Source organism: Moritella viscosa, assembly GCF_900120065.1.
GTDB classification, from domain to species: domain Bacteria; phylum Pseudomonadota; class Gammaproteobacteria; order Enterobacterales; family Moritellaceae; genus Moritella; species Moritella viscosa.
In genome coordinates this window covers 39,923-63,208 of record NZ_FPLG01000152.1, presented here as the reverse complement: position 1 = coordinate 63,208, position 23,286 = coordinate 39,923, and the positions used below count along the sequence as shown (strand labels likewise).

The following is a 23,286-nucleotide window of genomic DNA, read 5'->3' as shown; positions in this document are numbered from 1 at the left end:
AAAATCCCCAGACCCTTTTTTTAATCTGAAATTAGTTGCGTTGGTTTTTGGTTAAATGGTGTCTAAAAAGTACGTTGGTTTAATATTATCGACATTAAAAACAAGTATTTCGCAGTGAATGAGTGTGCCGAATGAATCTTTCGGTAAACAAATAACAGAAGAAATTGGATTGTATATTTCTACAAATTTTCTGTATCTTTTTGAAGACTTTGAGCAGTTAAATCTCAAACCTTGGGGAGTAATTATTATCGTTGGTGTGTTATATCCACACGATTCAAATATCTTATCTAGAAACACTTCAGGATATAGAAGTTTATTACCGCAGCCAGAGAAAGGAGGGTTTACAATGGCTAGATCAATATCTTCAAACTTCTTATCAAAAGTTCTCATATCTAGGTTGTATAATTCATCAGCTTGAACGTTATGCATACTTACATCTTGAATATCGTTTCCGATAACATAAGCGCCATTAGCTTTAAGCTTATTGGTTAAATTGCCTTTTCCAATAGCAGGATTGAAGATCTTTAGTTTATCTTTTGATTTTTTTACATGTGGAAGGATTTTTTGATGTAGAAAATCAACAATGAAATCTGGTGTACAGATAATATCGTTAGTATTTGTGGTTTTTTGTGTAGGTTTTATATTGTGCTTTTTCATAACTTTTCTCCAAATTAACATACCATTTGACGAAAAATCAGCTACAGAAAAACAAGTTTAGAACAGAGATTTATACATAAAAACATAGTCCTATTGATAGTTAAATATCAATAGATGGATCAACCCCAAAATATAATTAACAATATTATAATAATGGTCTAATCAGTAATGTATTTCGTATTATTTTTAACTATCTCTAATTCAATTCCTCATTTATTGAAACTAATAATCATCGTGTTTGACAAACGATTTAACGTTTGTCTGGTAGTCAAAATGCAAAAAGCTATAAAGCATTGAGGCATTTAACTTTACTGTTTTTACAACATTCCTTGTTACACAGTATTTAACTTTCCAAACTGTCTTTTCGATTTACAACATTCACTGTTTACGAATGATATTACTGGCTCACATCAATGAGCGTTACATTAGCTTACCACTCAAAGGCGGTGTTGGTCAATGATTATTTTTTTGTTTTGAAATTCAAAAAATAAAATACCTCCCCAGAAACACTATATTGTGTTTTTTGTATCTGATTATTCCTACTTAGGATTAGCAGCATTGTAGTTCATTGCTGTATGCACTTTGCAAAGTTTCTCATTACCTTCGCTTAAAGAGATAGAGTTATTGTTAACTAGAGATAAATGATTTTGTGAACCATTTGTATAAGGGTTATTCGGATAGCCAGTGAAACACTGTAACGAGTAATCTACTCTAGAGCCGTAGGGATTGTATCTACTGATTGGGTATTTGAAAGCTTTGTACTTGTAGTAAACACCTGAATCAGTTTTAAACCATTTTGATTCTGTAACCGAAATTGGATTTGCTAGTGTTACTTGTGTAGACATAATTAATGTCAATATTAGTAATAATTTCATCATCCTTTTTTCCTTTTAATTTTTTGTTTAACGATTTTAAGATTCTTAATTTTTTTATGTATTAAGCGATCCGCTTTCTTACTTATATAATTCACTTTTCCCTGTGTATTTTTATAATTAGAATTAGATACTTTAAATACAGCTATCGTTTTCGCTATTGCGTGATGATGATCTTTGTTTTTTGATTCAGAAACTCTTATAGATTTTTCTAAATCATGCATTTCTTCTAAAGTCATTACATTTTCATCAATAATGCTAATAGCTATTTCCTTAAGATGCTTTTCTAAATTTTCAATTGCCATTTGTTTTCCTCCCGTAGTCATAGAAGAACATGCATTTGTTTTTTTGCAAATCTGCTAGTGCTTTTGAAATTATTTTTGATGACTTCAATAGGGGAATAATGCTTAAGAACAGGTAAAAAAGATGCGTTATAAATAGATGTAAAAAACTCAAAAAAATAAAAAAATGGCTTTTTTTTTGACAGATTTATCTGGAGTGGTATGACAATAAGAGTAGGAAACTACATAACTAACAGAAGGAAATAACTATGAAAACACTAAACAAAATAAAAAACTGGATTAGCTCTTTTGAAACGATTAAAACGCTAAATTATAGAATGGTTTCGTTCACACCATTTTTAGCAATACTATCTACAATGGCAATGGTCGTAACTGTAAATAGTAGAAATGAAATCGGCACTTGGGAGATGATGATATCGTTATTGATCACTCTAAATTTAATTTTAAGTTGTGCTAATAGGCAACATAATAAAAGAATAGATAAGTTAATTAATCTCTGTAAAGAGCACTCAAATGTTATCTACATAATGATTGTCATAACAACTTTTCAAATGCTATCTATTTGGGTTTATAACGAACCTAAAATGATGATACCGCAATCAGCTCAATCAATGGTTTTAATCGCTCTACCGATATTTAAATGGTGTGTATTTATTCACGTAACAACGTTGAGCAGATTAAAACAAACTCAAGGAGAAGTGAATGTGTAAAACATATGAAGGTAAAATAAGAATGTTCTGCAAATGTACTAAAAACATAGAAACAGAACATCGTGTTTTTACAGAATCATCAAACATTAGCGATTTAAACCAAACAACTGAATATTATTATGTTTGTACAAAATGTAGAAATGAGAACAATGATAAATGTAACGATTAAAACGATAAAGCATCTCTTTAAGAGGTGTTTTTTATGGTTAAATTTTAACTGATTTTAAAAACTATGTAGCTATGTAATAAATATTATAATACCGTTTAACTTTAAAGATTATCATTTGAATTATTCAGCATATCAAAACGGATTTATAAAATGAAATACTCCCAAATCTCATTACTATTAATACTATCATTCAGTTCTTTATCCTCAATCGCTGCAAACCAAACGATTGATTCATTTAGCAAAGCTAAAAAAATACTTGAAAGAGAAGTGTATCAAAATCATCGAGTTACTTTGTATTGTAATGCTGAATTTGATAGTAAAAAAAAGGTAACTCCGCCTAAAGAATTTCACACAGATAAATATGTTAAACGGGCTAAAAAAATTGAGTGGGAACATGTTGTTCCTGCTGAAAATTTCGGTAGAACATTCGAAGAGTGGCGTAGTGGTAATAAGCTGTGCGTGAATAGTAAAGGTAAGAGCTTCAAAGGTCGTAAATGTGCAGAGAAAGTGAATAAAGAATATCGCTATATGCAATCCGATATGTTTAACCTTTACCCTGCAATTGGTGCTGTAAATGCATTAAGAAGTAATTACAATTTTACTATGTTACCTGCTGAAAAAAGTGATTTTGGTAGTTGTAATATGAAGATTGACAACCGAAAAGCAGAGCCACCAGAATCAGCTAGAGGGCGTATAGCACGAACTTATTTATACATGGAAGATACATATTCTCGTTACAAAATGAGTAAGTCACAACGTCAATTGATGAATGCGTGGGATAAAATGTACCCCGTTACTGAATGGGAATGTCAAAGAGCTAAAACGATTGCACAACTACAAGGAAATAAAAACAACGTTGTGCAATCCCAATGCGAGAATAGGAAGTGATAATAGGAGTTAATCTTAAGTTTCCTCAACCTCAACTGCAAGATCTTCATCAGCGCCATCTTTAGCAAGACTTGTATAATGAAATTTTGTTAGCTCTGATGTGAGGAAATCATCCATTAATAACTGTATAAACAGGGTTTTAGACACCTTAGTATCAAGTTGGATTTTATCACCATCTGCATTAAATCTTATTTTACCTTTTAATTTTGGAAAAGATTTACAAAATTGAATGATTTTGTCATTTTCAATGCCTGATTTTAAGACAGGGGATGCTTTAGCTACTTTAGTAAGCTTCCTTGCAGTTGTTACATTATCTATCAGCTCATGTAATGTCTCAGGATTCTCTACTAAAGAAATCGCTTCTATAGCTTCTACACCTAGTTTAGCTTCCTTTTTAATTACTTCCTGAAAGCCAAACGACTTTTCTAACGTATCTAAACTTAAAACTAATAAAGAATTATCAATTTGGAGTAAATGAAAGTTAGGACTTATCCGAAAAAACTCTTCTTTTAACTCTTCGAATCTTTGAGGTGATTTCTTCAAGAAAAAACTAGATCTTCCATAAATATTAACTTGAGCCATTGTTTTAAACAAAACAACTTGCTTATGTTCATCACCTAATTCGATGATCATTGCCACTACTGAATTGATATTATCATCTTGTAAGTTAAACAGTTCATGATCATCTGAACTAGTTACATCTTGCAAGCATTGAAGAGATTCAGGAACCTCAATGTCATATTCATATATAACATTTTTTCTTTCATCTGATGTGGATAATAAGACTAGGGAAACATCTTCCTTTGATATAATTTCACTACCGAGACTATCAACAAACATCTTTTTAATGCTAGGAAGATCATCTGATTTAATATCGAGTTTTTTAGGAGTGGTTTCACCTCTAAGTAGAACGTAAACAGCAGCTCCTATCTGCTCTATATTATCTTGAAAATATTTCAACTTCGTATTCAGTTCTTCCTTATTCATGATTCAATCATCGCTCCGTAATAAATTCTTTCATCGAGTTTGATATATGATACTCGTTCGTTTTTTCTTAACTTCGATCTTGTGATAATAATAATATTTTCTCTAGTATCATCACCCTTAAATAATCCATCTGCTTTATAAATATGAAACCCTAGTAAAGCTAATGAAGGGTTTGCATAAAACAAATCTGTTTTAATGTAAATTACCCCCATGAAAAATAATAATAAAGCTAATACAATTAAATACCTAACACTTTCAAAATCAAAAGTTACTAATGGAATAATATATGTAGCTAAAAAAGTTAGGTGTTCATAATTAATGCTTTCAACTTTAACTAATTTAAAGGGGATATTAGTTGTCCCTTCAATATCAAACTTAAAACGCTTGAACTCGTATATTCCCCATAGTAAGCAAGCCAAGCAAATTATAGGTATTACAATAGCGGTATTGAGTTGATTAAAACCAATGAAATGACAATTATCACCCCAACAAAAAGGGATTTTTACCGTTATGATAATTACGAGTAAAAACAGAAGCCATAGTGAAATGACGTATAATCCTACCTTCCTGCGTATCATTAAAGCCTCCTAGCTATAAAGCGAACCAATTTAGACCTTGCCACAAGCGTATCCAGAAAATAAGCAGCTAATACACTGATAAAAAATCACTTCACGAAACCCATCATCACATACTAATTTCTATTTATAAACATCAAAAGGGTTTCTAGTTTTTTATATTTGGTTATCACCAAGTATGAAAAGGTCTTTTTATGCCGTTTAAAAATCAGCATACGAAAAAGTATTTAAACTCATTATATATACTACTTATTAGAAAAATAACTTATCAAAACCAGAGGTAACTTTAAAAAAATAATAATCATGATATTTAGATCTTAAGCAGTAAAAAAAGGAGATAAATATTATGGCTGTTAACAAAAGTAAATCTCAAAAAAAATACCCGAAGAAGAAAACAACGTATGAAAAACTTTATGTATATATGAATGATTATTTCGATTCTGTTGATGATAAAGATAATCAAATTGGTCTAACAGATAATCAAATTAAAGTAGGTCAACATAAAAAAAAGGTGGCAGGAGAGCCTAGAAATTTTAAAGGTAAACCTTACAATGAACTTAACACTTTTATCATAGCATTAACCCAAACAGATAAAGATACGCTTATTCCTCAATATCACACTTTAAAAGGTCTTGAATCATATTTTAACGATGAAGAAGTCAGAAAGATTTTACCCGAAGCTTCTAAAAAACTTACTACAAGACAGATCCTAACGGGATTAAAAAAGAACGGTAATATTCATCAAAAATACTCTTTATATAGTAAAAAAGCAAACGGTGAATTTGTGAAGATGAAGAAGAATGATTTTCTAGCAGAAACAGAAGGAATGACTGATAAAGAGAAGTGGGAAGAAGGATATTACGAGAAGAAACTTCGCCCCTTTACTGCTGTTTATTCTATCGATCAAGTCTATGAACATTTACCCGATTCATATAAGAAAAATAGTTATTATTGTCGTGAATTCGAGAGACTTAAAAACGTTACAATGAGTCCAGAAGAACACAGTAAAGAAGTGTATGACCTCGCATTAGAGATTCAAAGATCAAATGATATTGAATATGAGACTATTGAAAATCGTGCTCAATCTGCTTACAACTACGGCACTGATGGAATTAAATTAGCTAATTATGAGACTTATTATAATGCTGAATCTTATGCTGTAATAACCATTCATGAAACAAAGCATTCGACAGGACACCCTAGAAAGCTCAATAGGTTCAAATATGCTACAGATGATAATGGTGATCCTAAAGTTGGTTTTTTCAAACCGAGAAGTGACAAAGATTATGCGGAAGAAGAATGTACAGTAGAATTATCCACTGCTGTTACGGCTAAAACACTTGGTATAAAAACGACAAGTAGCGCTCATAAAGGCTATTACAAAGGTTGGTGGAGCAAGATAAAAGATGATCCTAAAGCATTAAAAAGGGTTTTTGATAATGGTTTAGAAGCAGGAAAATATGTTCTAAATGATTTATATACATTAAGAGTTGCAGAAACGCTTCAAAACAATGATTTACTGGCTAAAGATGTTCAACTTAATGACAATGTATTAACTGCTGCTTTTGCCCTTGAAAAGAACTCTTCAAAGACATTCACGGCAATAGTCGATTTAGACAATCCTGATTTAATTCAAATTCCTGAATCTGATATGAAAATCTTTAATGAAGCTATAAATGATAAGTCACCGATCAATGACAAAGACCGTGAAGAGTTATCAGCTAAATTAAAACTCGATTTACAGAAATATTCAAAAGCAAAAGTTGAAGTAAGTGGTGAGAAGCTTCGAGAAAAAGAGCAAGAGCGTAAATTAGCTCAAGAACAGGCTTTGGATAATCCTGAGTTAAATGATAAAAAGAAAAATACCAAGCGTTCACGAAACTCTATATAGATAAATTTATCTTTTGGACCGCTTTAAAATGATGTAACCTATGTAACATAAGGTACATAACAAACATTACATAGGTTACTTGTCATGGCGAAAGGTGAATCTGGACGTATAGTTCTAGAAGTAGATCCTGAATTAAAGAAAACACTTTATTCAATACTAGCAATGGAACAAAAAACCCTTAAAGATTGGTTTATAGACAAAGCACAAAAGCATATTGACGAAAAAAAGAATGAGCTAATTAAAAGCTTTTCGAAGGTAAATGATGAAGTTTAAAGCAGATCAAACCGATCAAAAATTAAGAGGTGGTTATTACACACCACAAAATTTAGCTGATTATGTTACGAAGTGGGTTTTGAGTAATAATCCTAAAAACATTCTAGAACCTAGCTGTGGTGATGGAGTATTTATTAAGGCACTTGGTAATAATAATTGTGATAAAAATATTAACCTATCCTGTTTTGAATTATTTGATACAGAAGCTGTAAAAGCTAAACAGCTTTGCAGTGATATCAAACTTAAAAATGCCTCTGTTACCGAAGGTGATTTTTTAGTTTGGGCTAATAAAGCAATGGCAAAAAAGAAACCATGTTTTGATGGTGTTCTAGGCAATCCTCCTTTTATTAGATATCAATTTCTTGAAAAAGATTTTCAGAAGCAAACGGAATTAGTTTTTAAACAATTAGATTTAAAGTTTACTAAACATACAAATGCTTGGGTTCCTTTTCTATTATCTTCGTTAGCATTACTGAAAGATGGTGGAAGAATGGGAATGGTTATTCCATCAGAAATTGGTCATGTTATGCATGCTCAATCACTACGAAGCTATATCGGTGAAGTTTGTTCAAAAATAGTTATTATAGACCCTAAAGAAATTTGGTTCGAAGATACTCTGCAAGGGGCTGTAATAATATTAGCTGAAAAGAAGCAGAAAAAAGACCAAAAATCGGAAGGCGTAGGTGTCGTAAATGTTAGTGGATTTGAATTCCTGAAAGAAGATCCTAATGTCTTATTTAACAATACAGTTGGGATTAATGGTGAAACTGTCGCTGGTAAATGGACTAAAGCGATACTCGATGCTGATGAACTGTCGCTTATTAAAAAGATAATCAGTCATGATGATGTACATCAATTTAAAGATATAGCAAAAGTAGCCGTAGGGATTGTTACAGGGGCAAATAAGTTCTTTCTTGTAGACAACAAAACTGTCAATGAATATGAATTGCAAAGCTATGCTCACCCTATGTTTGGTAAGAGTCAGCATTGCCCCGGAATTTTGTATAATGATGAACAGCACAATACCAATCAGGAAAAGGAGTTACCAACAAACTTTCTATACATAGAAGACAAGTTTGAAGATTTGCCTGAACGTGTCAAAGCTTATATTGAGCTAGGGAAGTCAGAAGAATACCATGAACGATATAAGTGCCGTATTCGTGAGCCTTGGTATACTGTGCCATCGGTTTACAGTACCGAAATAGGAATGTTGAAACGTTGCCACACTGCACCACGGTTAATTCACAATCAAGTTGAGGCATACACAACTGATACAGCTTATCGTGTTACTTCGACCTTCACTAGTGCAGAGAATTTAGTGTGTAGCTTTCTAAACCCATTAACGGCAATAACAGCAGAGTTAGAAGGGCGATTTTATGGTGGTGGAGTTCTCGAATTAGTACCATCAGAAATTAACAAATTGTATATTCCAATCGTAGAAGGTCTTGATCATAAAACTCATGAAATTAATGAGTTAATCAAGGAAGGTAATATTGAAGAAGTAATGAGGCAACAAGGCAAAATTATTCTAACTAAGCTTGGCTTTACTGAAAAAGATAATGAAAAGCTCCTTAACATATGGAAAAAATTAAGGGATAGAAGACAGCGTAACTAGTATTGAGTGGTGCAACTAATTGTTTGAGTTGCACCACTATTTAAGCCTTTACAATGATTTGTATAGCTCTTCTATTGATGGGATATCTTTATCAAGATCACCTAAATTGAAAAGTTTTTTAATTAAATTAGCCATTTTGATTTTACCTGCTTCAAATTGTCTTTCTAAAATAATTTTCTCACGAACATCGGCTTTTAGTATTTTCGTATAGATAGAGTTTAGCTCTTTCTGTAAATTACTAATCGTTTTATGTTTAGAGGCTTCTCCTACATTAGAAAAATCAATCGTTGGAATCGGCATTCTGGTTTGAACTTTTGTACCACGAGCGACAAATCCCCCTCTAAATACTTCACCGTAAATTGAAGAAAACCATTCAAGGTACTTTGAAGATAGTAATGCTTGAATGTAGTAAATAGAGTATTCACAATCACTAGGTATATTTATGATGCTATAACCTGCTGTACCACCTGATGCAACAAATGTACGGTGATTGTCGATTGAGTATTTATAACCGCTAGATAAAATACCTACAATTAACTTTTGGTCAACATCACAATTTTCTAATGCTTGATTACGACCGTACCTATGCCATTCATTTGGTCCTGTTGGTTCTGGTTCAATAGAACGTTTTTCAGCAGTTAACCCTTCTTTTACGATATGTATAAATTCAAATATTTTAGGATAATCTGCTTTAAGCTCTTCATATTCTATAAATAAAATCTTTCCACCAACTTTTTTATATGGGTAAATAACAAATGAATTTGGCTGAACATCTTTATATGTGTAGAAGTGATCTTCTGCTGAACGACTAGTCGCAAAATAAGGTCTAGTTAATGCTTTTTCTACAAAGTATTCCTTTCCTTTATACTCAAAGAACACGTAGTTACTATCACTTTTAGTTTCTTTATGAATGTAGTATTTATTAGCACTTGTTTGAATACCGTTTGCAATAGCACCTTTACCTAAGATTTCTTCCAGAGGTTTAGATATATTTAGCATTTTCTCTAAAATGTCATTGGTTTTCTTTTCTAAAATCCAAGTATCAGAGTTAAGGTTTTTTGTTTCATATACACTAGAAAGTGTTGATTTATCTTCACGAGTTAGCCACTTTTTAAAGTCTTTTACTTCGTAAAAAGAAAAGCTATTTTGTTGAGATTTTTTTAAAAACAACAGACACGTATAAGTGGTTTTATCTTTGAATACTTGATAAGAACCAAATGCTACTAATTTGGATAAATACTTATTATCTGTAAGTAATTTTCTTAAATTTTTACCTGAGCCAACTTTAGTAAATTTTGACGGAAGTATGTAACCTAACATACCTCCTTCGTTTAAAACTTGCATAGAACGTTCAACAAAAAGGAAGTATTTATCAAACTGTTTAAAAGCTGATTTATATTTCTTTTTGTAAGCAGCATATTCAGTTGGAATAAGTTGTTTCATATGTTCAGTCGCCATGTATGGCGGATTCCCAACAATCACATCAAACTTATAGTTTTGAATGTCGAAAGGATTTATTGATACAATCTCTTTCTTGTTTATTTTGTCATCATTATCAATCAAGCTATTGCCAAATAAGATATTTGTATCTAGATTCGGCAGGATTGGCGTTGCTTTCCCGATAGTGTCTTTTGATTCACCTTCAAGCAATTTCAATAACAAACCAAATGAACAAGCTTTTGTTGCGTTGTAATCTTTGTCTATTCCATAGATACATTTACATAGAATTTGTTTTTTAACTGATAATTTTAACTTGAATGTATGTTCTGCTAATTGTTGAAGCTTGCTCTTATCATGTACCAGATAATAATCTATTAGAATATCTTGAAGCGTTTGAAATACCTCAACAATGAATGCACCAGAGCCACAAGCTATATCGGCAAATTTTGAGTCGAAGATCTGTTGATCTGATTTACCCTTACAGAATTCGGTTACAGTATTTCTAATAATATCTTTAACTACGTGATTTGGAGTAGTTACAACATCTCGATCAATATGTTCTGCTTTTGGTTGAATTTCTACATCACCATTAACAGTTATACGGATTCTTTCGCTTAAAAATACCTCATAAATATTACCAAGTATATCGGAAGAGAAAACAGAAAAAGAATAGGTGCTTTGTGGGAAATAAAGTTGTTCGATTATCGTCCAGATAGACGAATCCACATTACTAATTAACTCTTCAATATACTCAAGAGAAAATAGTCCTGAATTATATTTTTTATCTGATTGCTTAAGTTTAGAGACTAAAGATTTGTAATCTTTAGCTTCGGCATAGTGATGAAGAGTTTCATATTCTTCTAAATCCCTATCTTCACATACACGTAAAAATACAATGCTATTAATATAATTTTGAGTTAAGTCATTTAGTTTCTCTTCACTAAGCTCGTTTTTAATAGAAAGAAATTCCTGAGCTAGTAACAAACGCCATTCATTAATTTGTTTAAGAAATAAATCATCAACACTGAATTTTAGTATCTTATTTTCAATGCTAGACCACTCTGAATCAAACTGACCAGAGTAAACACTTTCTCGACCTATCAGAGCTTTGATTTCATCTATGTTATGAATTAATTCAGTATAATGGTATAGCTTTATTCTTGAATTAGAAACTTGATCGCTTTCATTTACTTGATTTGAACAGTCGTATATGGCGGTATATTCAAAGTTAGACAGGACTGATATTTTAAGTTTAGCCGTAAAACCGTAACGCCTTACTTGTTTCGCTGGTTCATGATCAATAGATACATCAACACTTGGCTTTTTAGCCTCAACAAAAAACTTTCTGTCAGAATATAGTCTAAAAGTATAATCAGGTTTTTTTGTATTAGCTCCAGCTTTTGCTTTTAGCCCTTCTTCGACTAAAACTTCACGTTCATTTGTTGGTTTACCTTTAGCATTAGTGATGTCCCAACCTAAAATGGAAAAGAAATGGTCTAAAAAATCAGTTCGGAGCTGTGTTTCATTGTATTTTTTTGACTGGTAGTAATCGGAATCATTATCATATTTATCCACTAACAGTTGTAATTGTAATTTCTCGTCCATTAAATCATCTCACCTACAATAACGTTCAATTTAGGATTTTATAGCTGGATCTTAAGCTTATAAATCGGTCCTTTATTGGCCAAAGTATCGCATATTGGGCATAACTAACCAATACATTAGTGTTATCAATATCTTGAGGTAGTACAGATAAAACAAAAGTCATTGAAGTTATCTAGTCAGATGGTTGAGATTAAAGCTTATTTTTCTTCTTTGATGCTTTGGGCTGTGATTCACTTTTAGATTTAAAAGTATCTAAAACAACATTATGTTTAAAGTACAAATTCAAATATTTACTAAACAAAAACATGAATAATTGATGTAAGTGATCATCGTAATTACTAGAGTAATTATCAACTAACATATCTCTATTAATTTCTTTTTCATTGTAAAACTGATTAATAGCTTTTCTAATTAGCATTATGTTTTTATCGTGAACCATAGCTTTTTTACTACATTCATTCTGATAGTTATAAAATGCTAAACCTTCCATATTTTTAAGCACTTCATTAACAAATTTATCGCTCGAATAATTTAATTCATACTTTTCAAAAAAACGATTGTAAGCAACATCATCAAAAATAGGTTTAACATTAATCTGTGTCTGATCTTCATCATCTTCATCAGGTTCAGGGATTCGAATAGTCATTAAATTAATTAAGGCACTATCAATTTCAAATGATTGAACACTGTATGATTTCTTACAGAACTTATTCAGCAAAAACATTAAACAAACATTCATTTTATAATCGTCAAAATGATCAATTACACCATCGTTTGTTTTGACTGTTATATCTTTATTTTTAAACGTTTTAAAACCTGCTATATAATCAATGTGACAATGAGATTCAAGGACAAATAAGAATGATTCATCACATCGAAACTTAAAAGTGGATGGAAATTGTGTGTTCTTTGATATTTCAAAAAACATGTCTGGATTTTTTCGTTTTTTATTACTTAAAGTTTGTTTTGATTGTTGTAGTTTCTCTTGGTTTTCATCAAAAACAACACACATGTCACGCTCACAATCCAAATCTATAATTTTGGCGTACTGCGATTCTGAAACATCTTCCTGATAACTAACCGATGAGAATTTTTCACATAAATATTCAAATATCCCTCTCACAGATTTTAAATCTTTACCTCTTTTGGCTGGCACTGGCTGATTCATAATAACGTCAGGAAACCTTATTAATATCATGGTATTCGTTGCAGTAACTTTTTGCACTTGAATCCCCTTTAAATCAATTTCAACATCTACACCTAGCTGAACTTTTTTCTGATTATTTCTGTAATGTATTTTGAACTTATCTAAAGCTTGAATAACTCTAGGTTTATTATTTTCATTCATATTTTTATCCTTTTCTATATTATTTATTTATCATAATTTTCATATAGATCAAAATATTATAAAGGTAAGTGATTGCTTCATTTCTGGTTATTTATAATAAAACAGAGAGGTTAAAATTAGTGTTTAAGTCTAGATTAAAGGTTTTTTAATGAAACGATGGATATACAAGGAGATATACAAATGGATATACATTTGTATATCCTAAAGTGTAATTTTTAGAAGGTGATATTGTATAAATTTATTTGTATGTTTTATTGATATTAGGATTAACAAATAATAAAAGGAATCGTTATGAGTGATACAAAAGAAACAACATACAGAAATAAAATACATGACTTGAACAAATATGAGAGTCAATACAGATTAATTCAGAGACTTGAATTACTGGGATTAGAACCTGAAATCGTTCTACCACTCCTAATAAAAAATAGTGAGTTTGAAACACAGATTGCAAAGCTTGAGCTTTTGTTAAATCAAAACAAAAAGAAGAAAACACTAGCAGAGCTTAATGATACTTATATTAAAAGTAGTGAAAATTATAAAGAAATAGAATCTATGTATTTAGATTTAAAAATTGTAAAGCACATTTCTGAACTGAATGAACCAAGATTTGAATCAATAATTAATCGAATTGAGAAACATCAATCTGCAACAGTTATTTATAAAGACAACCTTGTATTAATTCTTAATTGTTTAAATAGACAAACACAGCTTAAAGATAAATTTAGTGCCGAATTAGAGAGAGTAGGTTTAACATTTAAGCTCTTTCAAATGCTTGTTTTATCATTATCTAAAAATGACAAAGAGCTTTATCAGAAAGTGCAGTATAGAGTCGATAATGACTTTAAAGTTATGAGTATAGATAAGGGGGAGAGTTTAGAAATAACAGCTATAAATTGCATCAGAGGCAGTAGAGCGATTACAGATACACACGAGTCATTTGATAAATCTCATTCAGTGATAAATCATCCTGAAATCTTTATCTTTCAATGTCTGCTCTCATCCGCATTAAAATAAAAAGAGAGCCAATAAAGGCTCTTTTTTATATATATGCCTTTAAGGTTTATTAGATATTCGATTGGTCTTCGTGTTTTTATTAGTATTCGCAGATTTAGGCTCAGGTTTTTCAACATGACATTCTGATTTTAAATCATTTAAAAGAACAGATTTTTCACTTTCTAAACTGCTAAGAACAGTCGGTTTTTCTGGTTTTGATTCTGGTTTTAAAGATGGCTTTTCAGGTGAATATTCATCAAAATCAATGTCGTTATCTAATTCTGGTTTATCTTCATCAAAATCTAAAACACTATCAGCTTCAAGCTGCTCTTCATCAAAATCTAAAGCTTCCTCTGTTACAACAGGATTTGTTGGATGTTTATTTTTCGAAACATCACTATCTAAATCTAGATCATCAAGATTTTCTTTATCAAATTGTTTTGTATTTTTTTCTATGTGTTTTTCTAATTCGGGATCTGATTCTAACGCTTCATCTAGAGTATAAGATCCGTAATCACCGAAGTTTGCAATGTCATCATCAGTTAATTCAGCCGAAGATTTTGTTTTATCTTCTTTTTTATCTTCGAGAGATTGAGTAGATTCTTGTTTATTATCACCAAATTTAACATCATCATTTGTAGCTGTTTGACCTTGTTTGTTATCCTGGCCCACACCTAATTCAACATTGTTTTTAGTCTTAATACGTTCAAGCATTTCTCTAACACTTTGATCAACATCTTTACCCAACGTTATTTCATCGAGACTAAACAAATCTTTCTCTTGAATTAACAAGAAAGCTTGTTCTAAATTATCTAAACTACCATCAACTATCGGAAATTTATCAATGTGTTTAACTTTTACATCAGACAAACATTTAGCAAAAACCAGAGGGCTTGAATAAGGGCTACAATTGGCATTTTTAACACCCTTTTTATTCGATTCAAGACGATAATTTTCAGTTTTTATTGAAGTTTTACCCTCTAAAAAGTAAATGTTACCTTTCTTTTCAAAGCTTTTAAACATTTCATCTTTTGTATCTTTTAAGTATTTTTCACGGTCTATAGATACTTTTAATTCTTCTTCGAGTTCTTCTTTTGATTTTGCCAATATTTTTTTAGCATTAGGTTTTTGTGGTTCAGATGGAAGAATTTCAGTTGAGATATTTTCAACTTCTTCTTTATCAGAGCCAAATTTAACGTCATCAACAACAGGTTCTTCATCTTGCTGTTTATCTAAGTTCTGATCTGTATTTGTTAGTTTTTCTGTATCTATTAAATCCTTTTGTTCCGCACTCATAATATTCTCCTTTTTTTATGACACATATAATATGAATATCATTTTTTAGAGATATTTGAAGAGTGAGTATACAAATAAATTTATAACCATTTTCGAAGTGATTATAAATCGTATTATTTAAAAGAAATTATAGAGTTGGGCTAGTAGTAATAATTTTATCTCTGAAAGTATAATTAATCATAAAACTCTGATTATTTATACTTTTCAACCACTGACTAGACTTAATCATATTCGTATTAAGTATATAATTCTTATAATTACGTTTAAAAGTAACCGATAAACTGGTGAGTTTACTTAACTGAAAATATTGAGAACGAATGTTAATTCCAATATTTTCAAAGAGCATTTTATTCTGAGTATCCGTTAATTGATTATCTTCAAAATGAGAAAGCACTTCATAAAATGAACTTGGTCTTAGCGAAGATAATGTAGTTGTAGTTAAGTCAGAAAGATAAGTTTTACCGTCAGCACCCATACCAATAACTATGTGTGAATATTTAGTTAAACTTGGATTAAATAACGTTCTTAAACCATTTCTATATTCAAGTGTAAGTCTATAGTTTTTCAGTTCACCATTTGCCGAAAATAGATTATTGTGAAGAGTGATAGTTTCTCTATCTGAACTAGAAAAAACACCTGTAAATTCACCTACTGACTTAAATTGATATAATACAGATTTAGTCAATTGAGGGATTAGTAATTTCAATTCTTTAATCGAAATCGTCCAATCTTTTACCAATCCTGATTTTATAACAGTGCATAATTGCTCTGAAAAAATAGGTCTAGCAAGCGGCTTTAATTTAGTTATTGTAAGTATGTAATTGTATAAATCTTGATTGTTTGTTTTTACTGTAATTGTATTATTCATAATTATCTCCCTTTTTAATTTAAATATCATTAAAAGGGGAAATGTAAAGTTTAGAAGTAATAATTAACGCTTTGCAATTGAAATCTAAGAGGTTTTATCTTTTTTGAAAGGTTTATTGTTCGTGAGTTTCATTCGATTTCAAGAGATTATCAAACAGAGTATCATTCACATATAAGAATGTCCCTACAGAACTTTTTAGAATGATAAAACTTGCTACAAGATAAGCGCAGTACATAAAGATATTTGAAAGTAGATCTTCGAATGAGTTTATGTTTTCAATGATTTCGTAGGTGTAATCAATATGCATAGCTAGCAATAAATCTACAGTCGTATCACAGTTTAAAGTTACATATCCCACAACTACAATTTTCAGGATTCTACCTACAAATTCTATGCCTATTTTTTGTAAACCAACCGAGCTGTGATTTCTAACCGCAACAAATAAAATCATTGGTAAAAATGCAATAAACACTAACAACAGATAAAGATCTTTAAGCACTCTTAAGGTTAAATGAAACTTCATTCCAATTACTAGATAGTAACCCAAATAACCAACTGCTAGAAAAAGAGTAGCTACAGGGGCTAAAGCTAGTAATAAGCCTGATCCATACTTCGTTAGAATCAGTGTTGTAAGAACTACATTACTAACTGTTGAATTTTGTGAGTAGTTTGTATCTTTGAATGAATTATTAACTGATAACGGCACTAAAAGCTTTGAAATATTTTTAGCCGTTTTAGACGTTAATTTTTTAGCTTGTCCAGCGACAAAACCATTAGAATTACTTGCTGAATTATTAAACGTATTAGCAATTTTTATAATCCAGCTCATTTTTATTAATTCACTACTTAAGTCTGTAAATTCTTTACTTTGACTGTTACATTTATAATTATTCTTAATCATTCTAGAGTATTTTAAACAAGTTTTAGCCCTGTAAATTGGATCTATTAAAGATTTCCCCAACTTTGATTTTACAATTTCTTTAGCATTCGGGATAGCCAACTTATTTAAATCAATTAGAAGATCAAAAGGTATGATTTTTCCGTTATGATCATCATCGTGATTCTTTATTTTCACGTTGAAAATGATATTACTACTATGATCTGAATTATCACTGAAATATGGAATAGATACATATTGTTGCTTAAAATTTCGAGAGTCGAAAAGTAGATTAGTGTAATCAAAATAGCTTGAAAACACGTTGTTCATTGATTTTACGAAAGGGGATAACAAACCTAATCCTCTATAAATTTCTGAATTAGCTCGTGACGTTATTTGAACCGCTTCTGAACAAGCTAAATAACCTGAATTAGCACATAAAGACTTGGTGAAAGATAGTAAATCATTATATAAAAGCTCAGTGTTTTGATTGCCGAACGGCATAACATTTCTGTTGTTTAAAGCATTATCTGAGAACACATCAGCAGCATCATAATAACTATTACTATATTGAGACTCTAAAAAGTTTTTAGAGGCACACATACTTGATATCTTTAAGTATATATTAAAATCAAGTAACCCCGTACCAGCCAAATTCACATCATAAATCTCTTCGCAATACTCATTTACTGGTTTTGGGAAAAGGTCTTTTTTGTTAAGAATATTCTCTGAATCAGTAAAGTCACTAGATTTGAGATTTTCGAAAACTTCTGTGTAATTAGATACGTTTTTATTAATTTTTTCAGCATGTAAAAACAAAGCTTTAATATAGTCTTCAACCATCTTTTTTTCTTTAACTAAAAGGTCTATACGGAGATTTTCAGCATAACTATTTAATATAGGATTGCTCTGAATTGTTATTGTATTACTCGCACCACCGAGGAAGAATGTAACTAAATACTCTCCATCTTTGAAAGTAACATTTAAGTTATAATTTTCACCATCAGAAGGCTTGTTTTGATGAAGTAAATATACTTTCAACACTTTAAGAAAATCGTCTTCAAACTCGTAAGGATCAGCTAATTGTATTGATGAAATATCTACAAGGTGATTTTGATTTGATTCTAGTTCTTTTTCTAAATTCTCAAATGTTTCCCCAAAAACTTGAAATGCAAAATATTGATAAAATCCAAGCGAAACTTTATAGCCAGCGTCATTTTCTACTTCAAATCGAGATTCTTTAGCGAAGCTCAATAACAATAAAGTTAAAATAATAACTTTGTTTCTTGAATCTGTTTTTATCTTATTTGTGTGTAAAATTTGAGAAAGACATTCAGCGACTGAAAATAAAAGAATGAAATAAACTATATATTCTATTACTGAAAACACATTAGAAATTAGATTGAAATAGTGTGTTGAAACATCATTTGATAAGTATGAGTTCGGGCTTATACCAGTGTTATTTGAAGCTGGCATAATCACATGTAGCATTTCAGTTAATACTGAATTACTAGCTGAATCGGGTAGAACAGAAGTGTTTGCTGCTGCAAAAGATACGTTGATAATGACAAACAAAAGCATACTAAAAAAATAAAGAATGCCTTTTTCTTTAAGTTTTAAAGACGAATAAATAATTTCTTTAGTTGAATCAATTTCGTGTAAAAATATCTTTTTTGTCAGCTTTTCATTTTTCATAATAAATCCTTTTATAATTACAGATTTATCATAATTTTCGTATAATTCAACAGAAGGGGATTTAGACATAAAAAAAAGACCGAATTATCAGCCTTTTAAAAATTTACACTATTAAATAATTATTACTTTTTTGAATGTTTTTATGTAGCTTGTTGTTTTTGTTTTTTAACATCATCAAGTTTAGAAATTGCAGCCGCTCCCGTTGCAATTTTAGTAACTGATTTTACTGACTCTAAATCTTCTGATGTTTTTGTAAATGTTCCTTTAATTGTTCCAAACGTCATTGCTGTAAATCTATCTAAAATGTATCGTGCTATCCACATATAACCAGACAAAACACCAAAAACTAATATAAATAAACAGAGTCCGTATCCTAATATTTCAGCTAAAATATTGCCCGAAAATTTACCTAGTACACTCTTAAGCAACATTGGTAAAAAGTCTAAACCTACGTTTAAAATCACATGTAGCAAAAACAGAATAAACATACTAGAAACTTTGATAACTATGGGGAATGTGAACAAGAAAAAAAGAGCTAGATTTGTGGTTTTATACTCTTCTTCCATTTTAAAGAAGTTAGTGAAATAACCCTTTAGAATCGTAACAATCATTAAAATTCCAGTGACCGACAGAATCAATAATTGTTTAGACATTATAGATAACATAATCATCACACTAATTTCATGAATTAAATTAATAGTTCCAGCCATGACAATTGCAACACCGCCGATATAAATTTGAGTATTGCTAACAACTTTAAGCATATTAATGAACTGTTTACTGATTCGAGAAGGTCTTGTTTTAGCAGAAAACTTTCTTTTACCAAATTGTGCTTTAGGCTGCTTTGGAGACTTAGTAACCATTTCTAAGCCCATTTGAGTTCCTTTTGCCGCTAACCCTTGAACAAGTAGACCTTTTCCTAGTGTATCGAGATTCGATGATAAATTATTAATTTCTATTACACCGTCCTGCTTACTCATTTGTTCAAGACAACTTTCTTCAGAGTTTTTACAACTTAGTCTTTTTATTCCAGCGAAAACTTTTTGACTGCTTTCAAATGTTGATAAAAGCACGTTCTTTACGTTCTTTGTTGTAAGTAAAATGTCTGTATCTATATTTAAATTAGAACTGTCTACGGAGTATTCAAGAGCGTTTGAAGCGATATTTGTTGTCTTAGCAGAATGTTCATAATCTATTTTATCTGTTATTGGGTGCATAAACGCATTTACAAAAGCAGTATTATAATAATGAACATCAGTTGCATTTAAACTTGCGTTTGAATAGTTTGGTAATGATTGTCTAAAATCAATGTCTACGACATCAACAATTTCTGAAAAAAGATGTTCGTATTTATCTCCTCTTTTATTTAAGTATCTGTAAAACTTACCAGCAGATGTATTTCCCTCGTTTATATACTCTGCAAGATCTAACTGATCATCGTAAAAGCTATCAACCTTTTTTAAAAAATGAAGATTCATTTCTTCATACTTTTTAACAATATGGGGATAACTTGCTTCTACAAGGGGAATTGATTCTTCAAGCGCAAATTCAATTTCAGCATTGACGAATGTGATAGATTCATCACGACTCTGATCAGTTCTATAAATATGAATATCGTCTATAGCTAAATCAATTTTATTATCATGAAAATCTATACAATTAAACTCTGTTATTGCTGTGTGATCCCCTTCTATATAATCATCAAGTTCATTTTTTGTATCTCTTGCAAGCTCTTCATTTTTCAAACAAGCAACTTCATTTATCTTTCTGTAAATTTCATCAGAATTTTTGAAGAATGAGTCTAAATTTGCATAGTTTTTAGCTTTGATTTTAGGACTTATTTTTTGATAATCAGTGAACACAGAACCAAATAAAACACTTTTTTTAGATTCAATAGTATAGTGAATAAGTAACTGCACTAAACGACTTATTAATTTATTAGAATATGCATAATTATCACGCATATTTTTTTCTATTTTTAACCAGCCATTTTCAAAATCATTATTTATAATTGAATCATGAAGAATCTCTTTAAAACGAATAGTTTTCATCACTTCTAAAAAATCATTGCTAATTATTTTGTTTGGAAAATTAGCAACTCCACAATCAGCAAATAACACTTTACTGACAAAACCTGCTTCACCAATTATGTAACTGATTTTTTGATTTTTACGTTCTTCGAAGTTCTTAATGTAAGGTTTGTTTTTACTTTTAAAGAAATCATATAATTCTTTTTCAGTATTAAAATATTTGGTATACACATTTGTTGAGTTGTACTGTATATTTTCGATATTATTTATAATGTTATTACTCAAGCAAATATTTATGTCATGTAATGATTTAACGTCAATAAGTCCTTCATTCTTATGATATGAAATTAAATTTGTCTTAGAAGTTTTTTGTTCAAAAGTTGATATTGAAGCTAAAGTTTTAAAGGTGAGATCACCTGCTTTCATTGCTGTGCGACTTTGATAAACTTCAACCATATTTGTAAACATTAATAATGAAAGTAATAGTCCTAGAACTGCTTGCTTACCCACTATTGACAAGGTTTTTGCTAAGTTAAAGCCTTTTGTAAGTGTTTTAAAAATCGAACCTAATATAATCAAAATCACTAGATAATAACCGATACTTTGCCACGCTGTTTTTGTGAATTTTTGTTTAATTGTTAAGTTAGATTTAGATGCTTTAGCCAGTAGCGCTTGACGAGCATTCTTTACGTTTATTTCATCAGCACTCAATAGATTATTTTCTTTTTTCAATTGATGAATATCAGTATCTTCATCGAGATAATAAACATTGTGATAACTCATATACTTATTTTTTGACATACATTCTTGAGTATTAATTGTTAATTCATCAAATTTCGTTATACAGCCTTTATCAGAAGGTTCGTCATAACAACCCGATAAAAATATGGTTATTGTTAGTAATATTATTGCTCTTATTTTCATGACGAATTCCTTTTGTATAATTACAGAATTATCATAATTTTCGTATAACTCAACAGAAGGGGATTTAGACATAAAAAAAAGACCGTTAATCAGGTCTTTAAAATATTTCTAGGTATGAAATTTAACTTTCTTTTTTCAATAAAAAAGCCACATATTATGTAACTTCTTTTGTTGTGTTTTTACTGACAAGCATTATCAGCGTTCTCTTGAGATCTTGCGCTTGAAAACGTTATGTTTCCCCACACAACACCTTTACAAAAATCTGAATATTTAGAGGGAAAAATAGTCACTTGTGGAAAATACAATTCGTTATCGTTATTAGTAATTATTTCAGCATATTTCAATCTATAGAATTTTGATACATCAGTAATACTAGTGTATGAAATATCAATAACACCTGCATTCTGTAGGCGTGAAATGTCTAATTCAGTAGCTGTCATTGCCCCCATAACATTAATATCTAATGGTGCATTATAATAGTTTTGAAGTTTACTTAAGTCGAATTTAGTTATGTTCTGCATACCACGAAGTATTATTTTATCACCCAAAACATATCTTAAATTTAATAAATTCAAATTTACTAAAAATGGAAAATCCACGATAATATCACCGAATACATATTGGATCAGAGGGAGATTAAATTCAGGATTTGAAGCACCTTCGCCAATTCCTTCTCCCTCAGCAGGGGGTAAATCAATACTTTCACCTTCTTCAAGACCAGCTTCACCACCACCTCCTAGAACATCTATAATAATTGAATCAAGATAATAAGCAGGTATAGAGTCGTGGCTGATTAAAGATCTTATAGCAGAACCATTTATTGAACAGCTATCAGGATTGTATATGAGTCCAGTTCCTGTGCCATTTCGTGCCGCTGTTAACCATTCATTTTCCCAATATTTACAAGTTGGAGCGCCATTCCAAAGAGCTATTTTCTTGGTTAATCCACCTTTAGCAAGAAACGTAATTGTGTCATTGTCAGAGCAACCTAGAGAGTTGAAATACTTCCAACTTCCTGATTTTTCATCACCAACTAATTGAACATTACAACCTTCTTCACTGAGAATAGTATCTGAGTAGTAAAGTTCTGAGTTACTAACACTGTATGATCCGCTCATATCGGCTAATGATTGTGATACTAATAGTTGTGCAACTGGCTCGATTATCGGGTTTTTTGGTACATGAACTACAGCTACATATGCTGATTGTGCTGTTACACTAATTAGTGTTGTTATAAGTAGTGTTGTTTTTATTAATGCTTTCATTTT

Annotated in this window: 18 protein-coding genes; 6 read left to right on the top strand and 12 right to left on the bottom strand. The window is 30.5% G+C overall.

The genetic code is table 11. The features are described 5' to 3' along the window. Positions 1–51 precede the first annotated feature (51 nt). The 3 genes from BT797_RS22175 to BT797_RS22165 form a co-directional block, all read right to left on the bottom strand. Entirely contained in the window at positions 52–657 is a 606-nt protein-coding gene (locus tag BT797_RS22175) for a hypothetical protein (RefSeq protein ID WP_075473572.1), read from the bottom strand. Positions 658–1,196: 539 nt separating this feature from the next. Further along, positions 1,197–1,535 carry a hypothetical protein gene (locus BT797_RS22170; RefSeq protein WP_075473571.1) on the bottom strand — a complete coding sequence of 113 codons (339 nt, stop codon included), beginning with the start codon at positions 1,533–1,535 and terminating at the stop codon, positions 1,197–1,199. Beyond that, positions 1,532–1,834 carry a hypothetical protein gene (locus BT797_RS22165; protein ID WP_075473570.1) on the bottom strand — a complete coding sequence of 101 codons (303 nt, stop codon included), beginning with the start codon at positions 1,832–1,834 and terminating at the stop codon, positions 1,532–1,534. The genes BT797_RS22170 and BT797_RS22165 overlap by 4 nt, the downstream gene beginning before the upstream one ends. Before the next feature lie 245 nt (positions 1,835–2,079). On the opposite strand from BT797_RS22165, the gene BT797_RS22160 reads away from it, so the two are divergent. Then, positions 2,080–2,541 carry a hypothetical protein gene (locus BT797_RS22160; protein ID WP_075473569.1) on the top strand — a complete coding sequence of 154 codons (462 nt, stop codon included), beginning with the start codon at positions 2,080–2,082 and terminating at the stop codon, positions 2,539–2,541. Between the two features lie 319 nt (positions 2,542–2,860). After that, positions 2,861–3,598, top strand: a complete 738-nt coding sequence (locus BT797_RS22155; protein ID WP_075473568.1) for an endonuclease — start codon at positions 2,861–2,863, stop codon at positions 3,596–3,598. A 15-nt stretch (positions 3,599–3,613) separates the two neighbouring features. On the opposite strand, the gene kwaB is transcribed toward BT797_RS22155, so the two are convergent. Together kwaB and kwaA are read right to left on the bottom strand one after the other, a co-directional pair. Further along, complete coding sequence (gene kwaB, locus BT797_RS22150; protein ID WP_075473567.1) at positions 3,614–4,585, bottom strand: anti-phage protein KwaB; 972 nt, start codon at positions 4,583–4,585, stop codon at positions 3,614–3,616. Next, positions 4,582–5,163 (bottom strand): anti-phage protein KwaA, encoded by a 582-nt coding sequence (gene kwaA / locus BT797_RS22145; RefSeq protein ID WP_075473566.1) that lies wholly within the window; start codon positions 5,161–5,163, stop codon positions 4,582–4,584. Before kwaA ends, kwaB begins: the two co-directional genes overlap by 4 nt. A 343-nt stretch (positions 5,164–5,506) precedes the next feature. Here kwaA and BT797_RS22140 point away from each other — a divergent pair, with 343 nt between their 5' ends. From BT797_RS22140 to BT797_RS22130, 3 genes are all read left to right on the top strand, one after another. After that, positions 5,507–7,051 carry a zincin-like metallopeptidase domain-containing protein gene (locus BT797_RS22140; protein ID WP_075473565.1) on the top strand — a complete coding sequence of 515 codons (1,545 nt, stop codon included), beginning with the start codon at positions 5,507–5,509 and terminating at the stop codon, positions 7,049–7,051. Positions 7,052–7,135: 84 nt separating this feature from the next. After that, positions 7,136–7,324: a hypothetical protein gene (locus tag BT797_RS22135; protein ID WP_075473564.1), complete on the top strand. Its 189-nt coding sequence runs from the start codon at positions 7,136–7,138 to the stop codon at positions 7,322–7,324. Beyond that, a complete protein-coding gene (locus tag BT797_RS22130; RefSeq protein ID WP_217650849.1) occupies positions 7,311–8,939 on the top strand; it encodes an N-6 DNA methylase in 1,629 nt (542 codons plus the stop codon). The genes BT797_RS22135 and BT797_RS22130 overlap by 14 nt, the downstream gene beginning before the upstream one ends. Positions 8,940–8,987: 48 nt before the next feature. On the opposite strand, the gene BT797_RS22125 is transcribed toward BT797_RS22130, so the two are convergent. Together BT797_RS22125 and BT797_RS22120 are read right to left on the bottom strand one after the other, a co-directional pair. Further along, on the bottom strand, positions 8,988–11,984 hold the full coding sequence (locus BT797_RS22125) for an Eco57I restriction-modification methylase domain-containing protein (protein WP_075473562.1): 2,997 nt from the start codon (positions 11,982–11,984) through the stop codon (positions 8,988–8,990). 190 nt (positions 11,985–12,174) lie between these two features. Then, entirely contained in the window at positions 12,175–13,332 is a 1,158-nt protein-coding gene (locus BT797_RS22120) for a hypothetical protein (RefSeq protein WP_075473561.1), read from the bottom strand. Positions 13,333–13,623: 291 nt separating this feature from the next. Here BT797_RS22120 and BT797_RS22115 point away from each other — a divergent pair, with 291 nt between their 5' ends. Beyond that, positions 13,624–14,349 (top strand): hypothetical protein, encoded by a 726-nt coding sequence (locus BT797_RS22115; RefSeq protein ID WP_075473560.1) that lies wholly within the window; start codon positions 13,624–13,626, stop codon positions 14,347–14,349. Positions 14,350–14,388: 39 nt separating this feature from the next. On the opposite strand, the gene BT797_RS22110 is transcribed toward BT797_RS22115, so the two are convergent. The 5 genes from BT797_RS22110 to BT797_RS22090 all read right to left on the bottom strand — a co-directional run bounded on the left by BT797_RS22110 (position 14,389) and on the right by BT797_RS22090 (position 23,283). Beyond that, the gene (locus BT797_RS22110) at positions 14,389–15,624 is read right to left on the bottom strand and encodes a hypothetical protein (RefSeq protein ID WP_075473559.1); all 1,236 of its coding nucleotides are present in this window, start codon (positions 15,622–15,624) and stop codon (positions 14,389–14,391) included. A gap of 127 nt (positions 15,625–15,751) precedes the next feature. Next, entirely contained in the window at positions 15,752–16,492 is a 741-nt protein-coding gene (locus tag BT797_RS22105) for a hypothetical protein (RefSeq protein WP_075473558.1), read from the bottom strand. A 112-nt stretch (positions 16,493–16,604) separates the two neighbouring features. Beyond that, positions 16,605–19,064 carry a hypothetical protein gene (locus BT797_RS22100; RefSeq protein WP_075473557.1) on the bottom strand — a complete coding sequence of 820 codons (2,460 nt, stop codon included), beginning with the start codon at positions 19,062–19,064 and terminating at the stop codon, positions 16,605–16,607. A 140-nt stretch (positions 19,065–19,204) separates the two neighbouring features. Then, complete coding sequence (locus tag BT797_RS22095; RefSeq protein ID WP_075473556.1) at positions 19,205–22,018, bottom strand: MFS transporter; 2,814 nt, start codon at positions 22,016–22,018, stop codon at positions 19,205–19,207. Between the two features lie 179 nt (positions 22,019–22,197). Continuing rightward, positions 22,198–23,283 carry a hypothetical protein gene (locus BT797_RS22090; RefSeq protein ID WP_075473555.1) on the bottom strand — a complete coding sequence of 362 codons (1,086 nt, stop codon included), beginning with the start codon at positions 23,281–23,283 and terminating at the stop codon, positions 22,198–22,200. Positions 23,284–23,286 lie beyond the last annotated feature (3 nt).

Bases quoted from the DNA above. Each gene is read 5' to 3' on its own strand.
- BT797_RS22115 (WP_075473560.1), top strand. From the start codon at position 13,624: ATGAGTGATACAAAAGAAACAACATACAGAAATAAAATACATGACTTG.
- BT797_RS22165 (WP_075473570.1), bottom strand. From the start codon at position 1,834: ATGGCAATTGAAAATTTAGAAAAGCATCTTAAGGAAATAGCTATTAGC.
- BT797_RS22120 (WP_075473561.1), bottom strand. From the start codon at position 13,332: ATGAATGAAAATAATAAACCTAGAGTTATTCAAGCTTTAGATAAGTTC.
- BT797_RS22130 (WP_217650849.1), top strand. From the start codon at position 7,311: ATGATGAAGTTTAAAGCAGATCAAACCGATCAAAAATTAAGAGGTGGT.
- BT797_RS22105 (WP_075473558.1), bottom strand. From the start codon at position 16,492: ATGAATAATACAATTACAGTAAAAACAAACAATCAAGATTTATACAAT.
- kwaB (WP_075473567.1), bottom strand. From the start codon at position 4,585: ATGAATAAGGAAGAACTGAATACGAAGTTGAAATATTTTCAAGATAAT.
- BT797_RS22100 (WP_075473557.1), bottom strand. From the start codon at position 19,064: ATGAAAAATGAAAAGCTGACAAAAAAGATATTTTTACACGAAATTGAT.
- BT797_RS22160 (WP_075473569.1), top strand. From the start codon at position 2,080: ATGAAAACACTAAACAAAATAAAAAACTGGATTAGCTCTTTTGAAACG.
- BT797_RS22090 (WP_075473555.1), bottom strand. From the start codon at position 23,283: ATGAAAGCATTAATAAAAACAACACTACTTATAACAACACTAATTAGT.
- kwaA (WP_075473566.1), bottom strand. From the start codon at position 5,163: ATGATACGCAGGAAGGTAGGATTATACGTCATTTCACTATGGCTTCTG.
- BT797_RS22155 (WP_075473568.1), top strand. From the start codon at position 2,861: ATGAAATACTCCCAAATCTCATTACTATTAATACTATCATTCAGTTCT.
- BT797_RS22170 (WP_075473571.1), bottom strand. From the start codon at position 1,535: ATGATGAAATTATTACTAATATTGACATTAATTATGTCTACACAAGTA.
- BT797_RS22175 (WP_075473572.1), bottom strand. From the start codon at position 657: ATGAAAAAGCACAATATAAAACCTACACAAAAAACCACAAATACTAAC.
- BT797_RS22140 (WP_075473565.1), top strand. From the start codon at position 5,507: ATGGCTGTTAACAAAAGTAAATCTCAAAAAAAATACCCGAAGAAGAAA.
- BT797_RS22125 (WP_075473562.1), bottom strand. From the start codon at position 11,984: ATGGACGAGAAATTACAATTACAACTGTTAGTGGATAAATATGATAAT.
- BT797_RS22095 (WP_075473556.1), bottom strand. From the start codon at position 22,018: ATGAAAATAAGAGCAATAATATTACTAACAATAACCATATTTTTATCG.
- BT797_RS22110 (WP_075473559.1), bottom strand. From the start codon at position 15,624: ATGAGTGCGGAACAAAAGGATTTAATAGATACAGAAAAACTAACAAAT.
- BT797_RS22135 (WP_075473564.1), top strand. From the start codon at position 7,136: ATGGCGAAAGGTGAATCTGGACGTATAGTTCTAGAAGTAGATCCTGAA.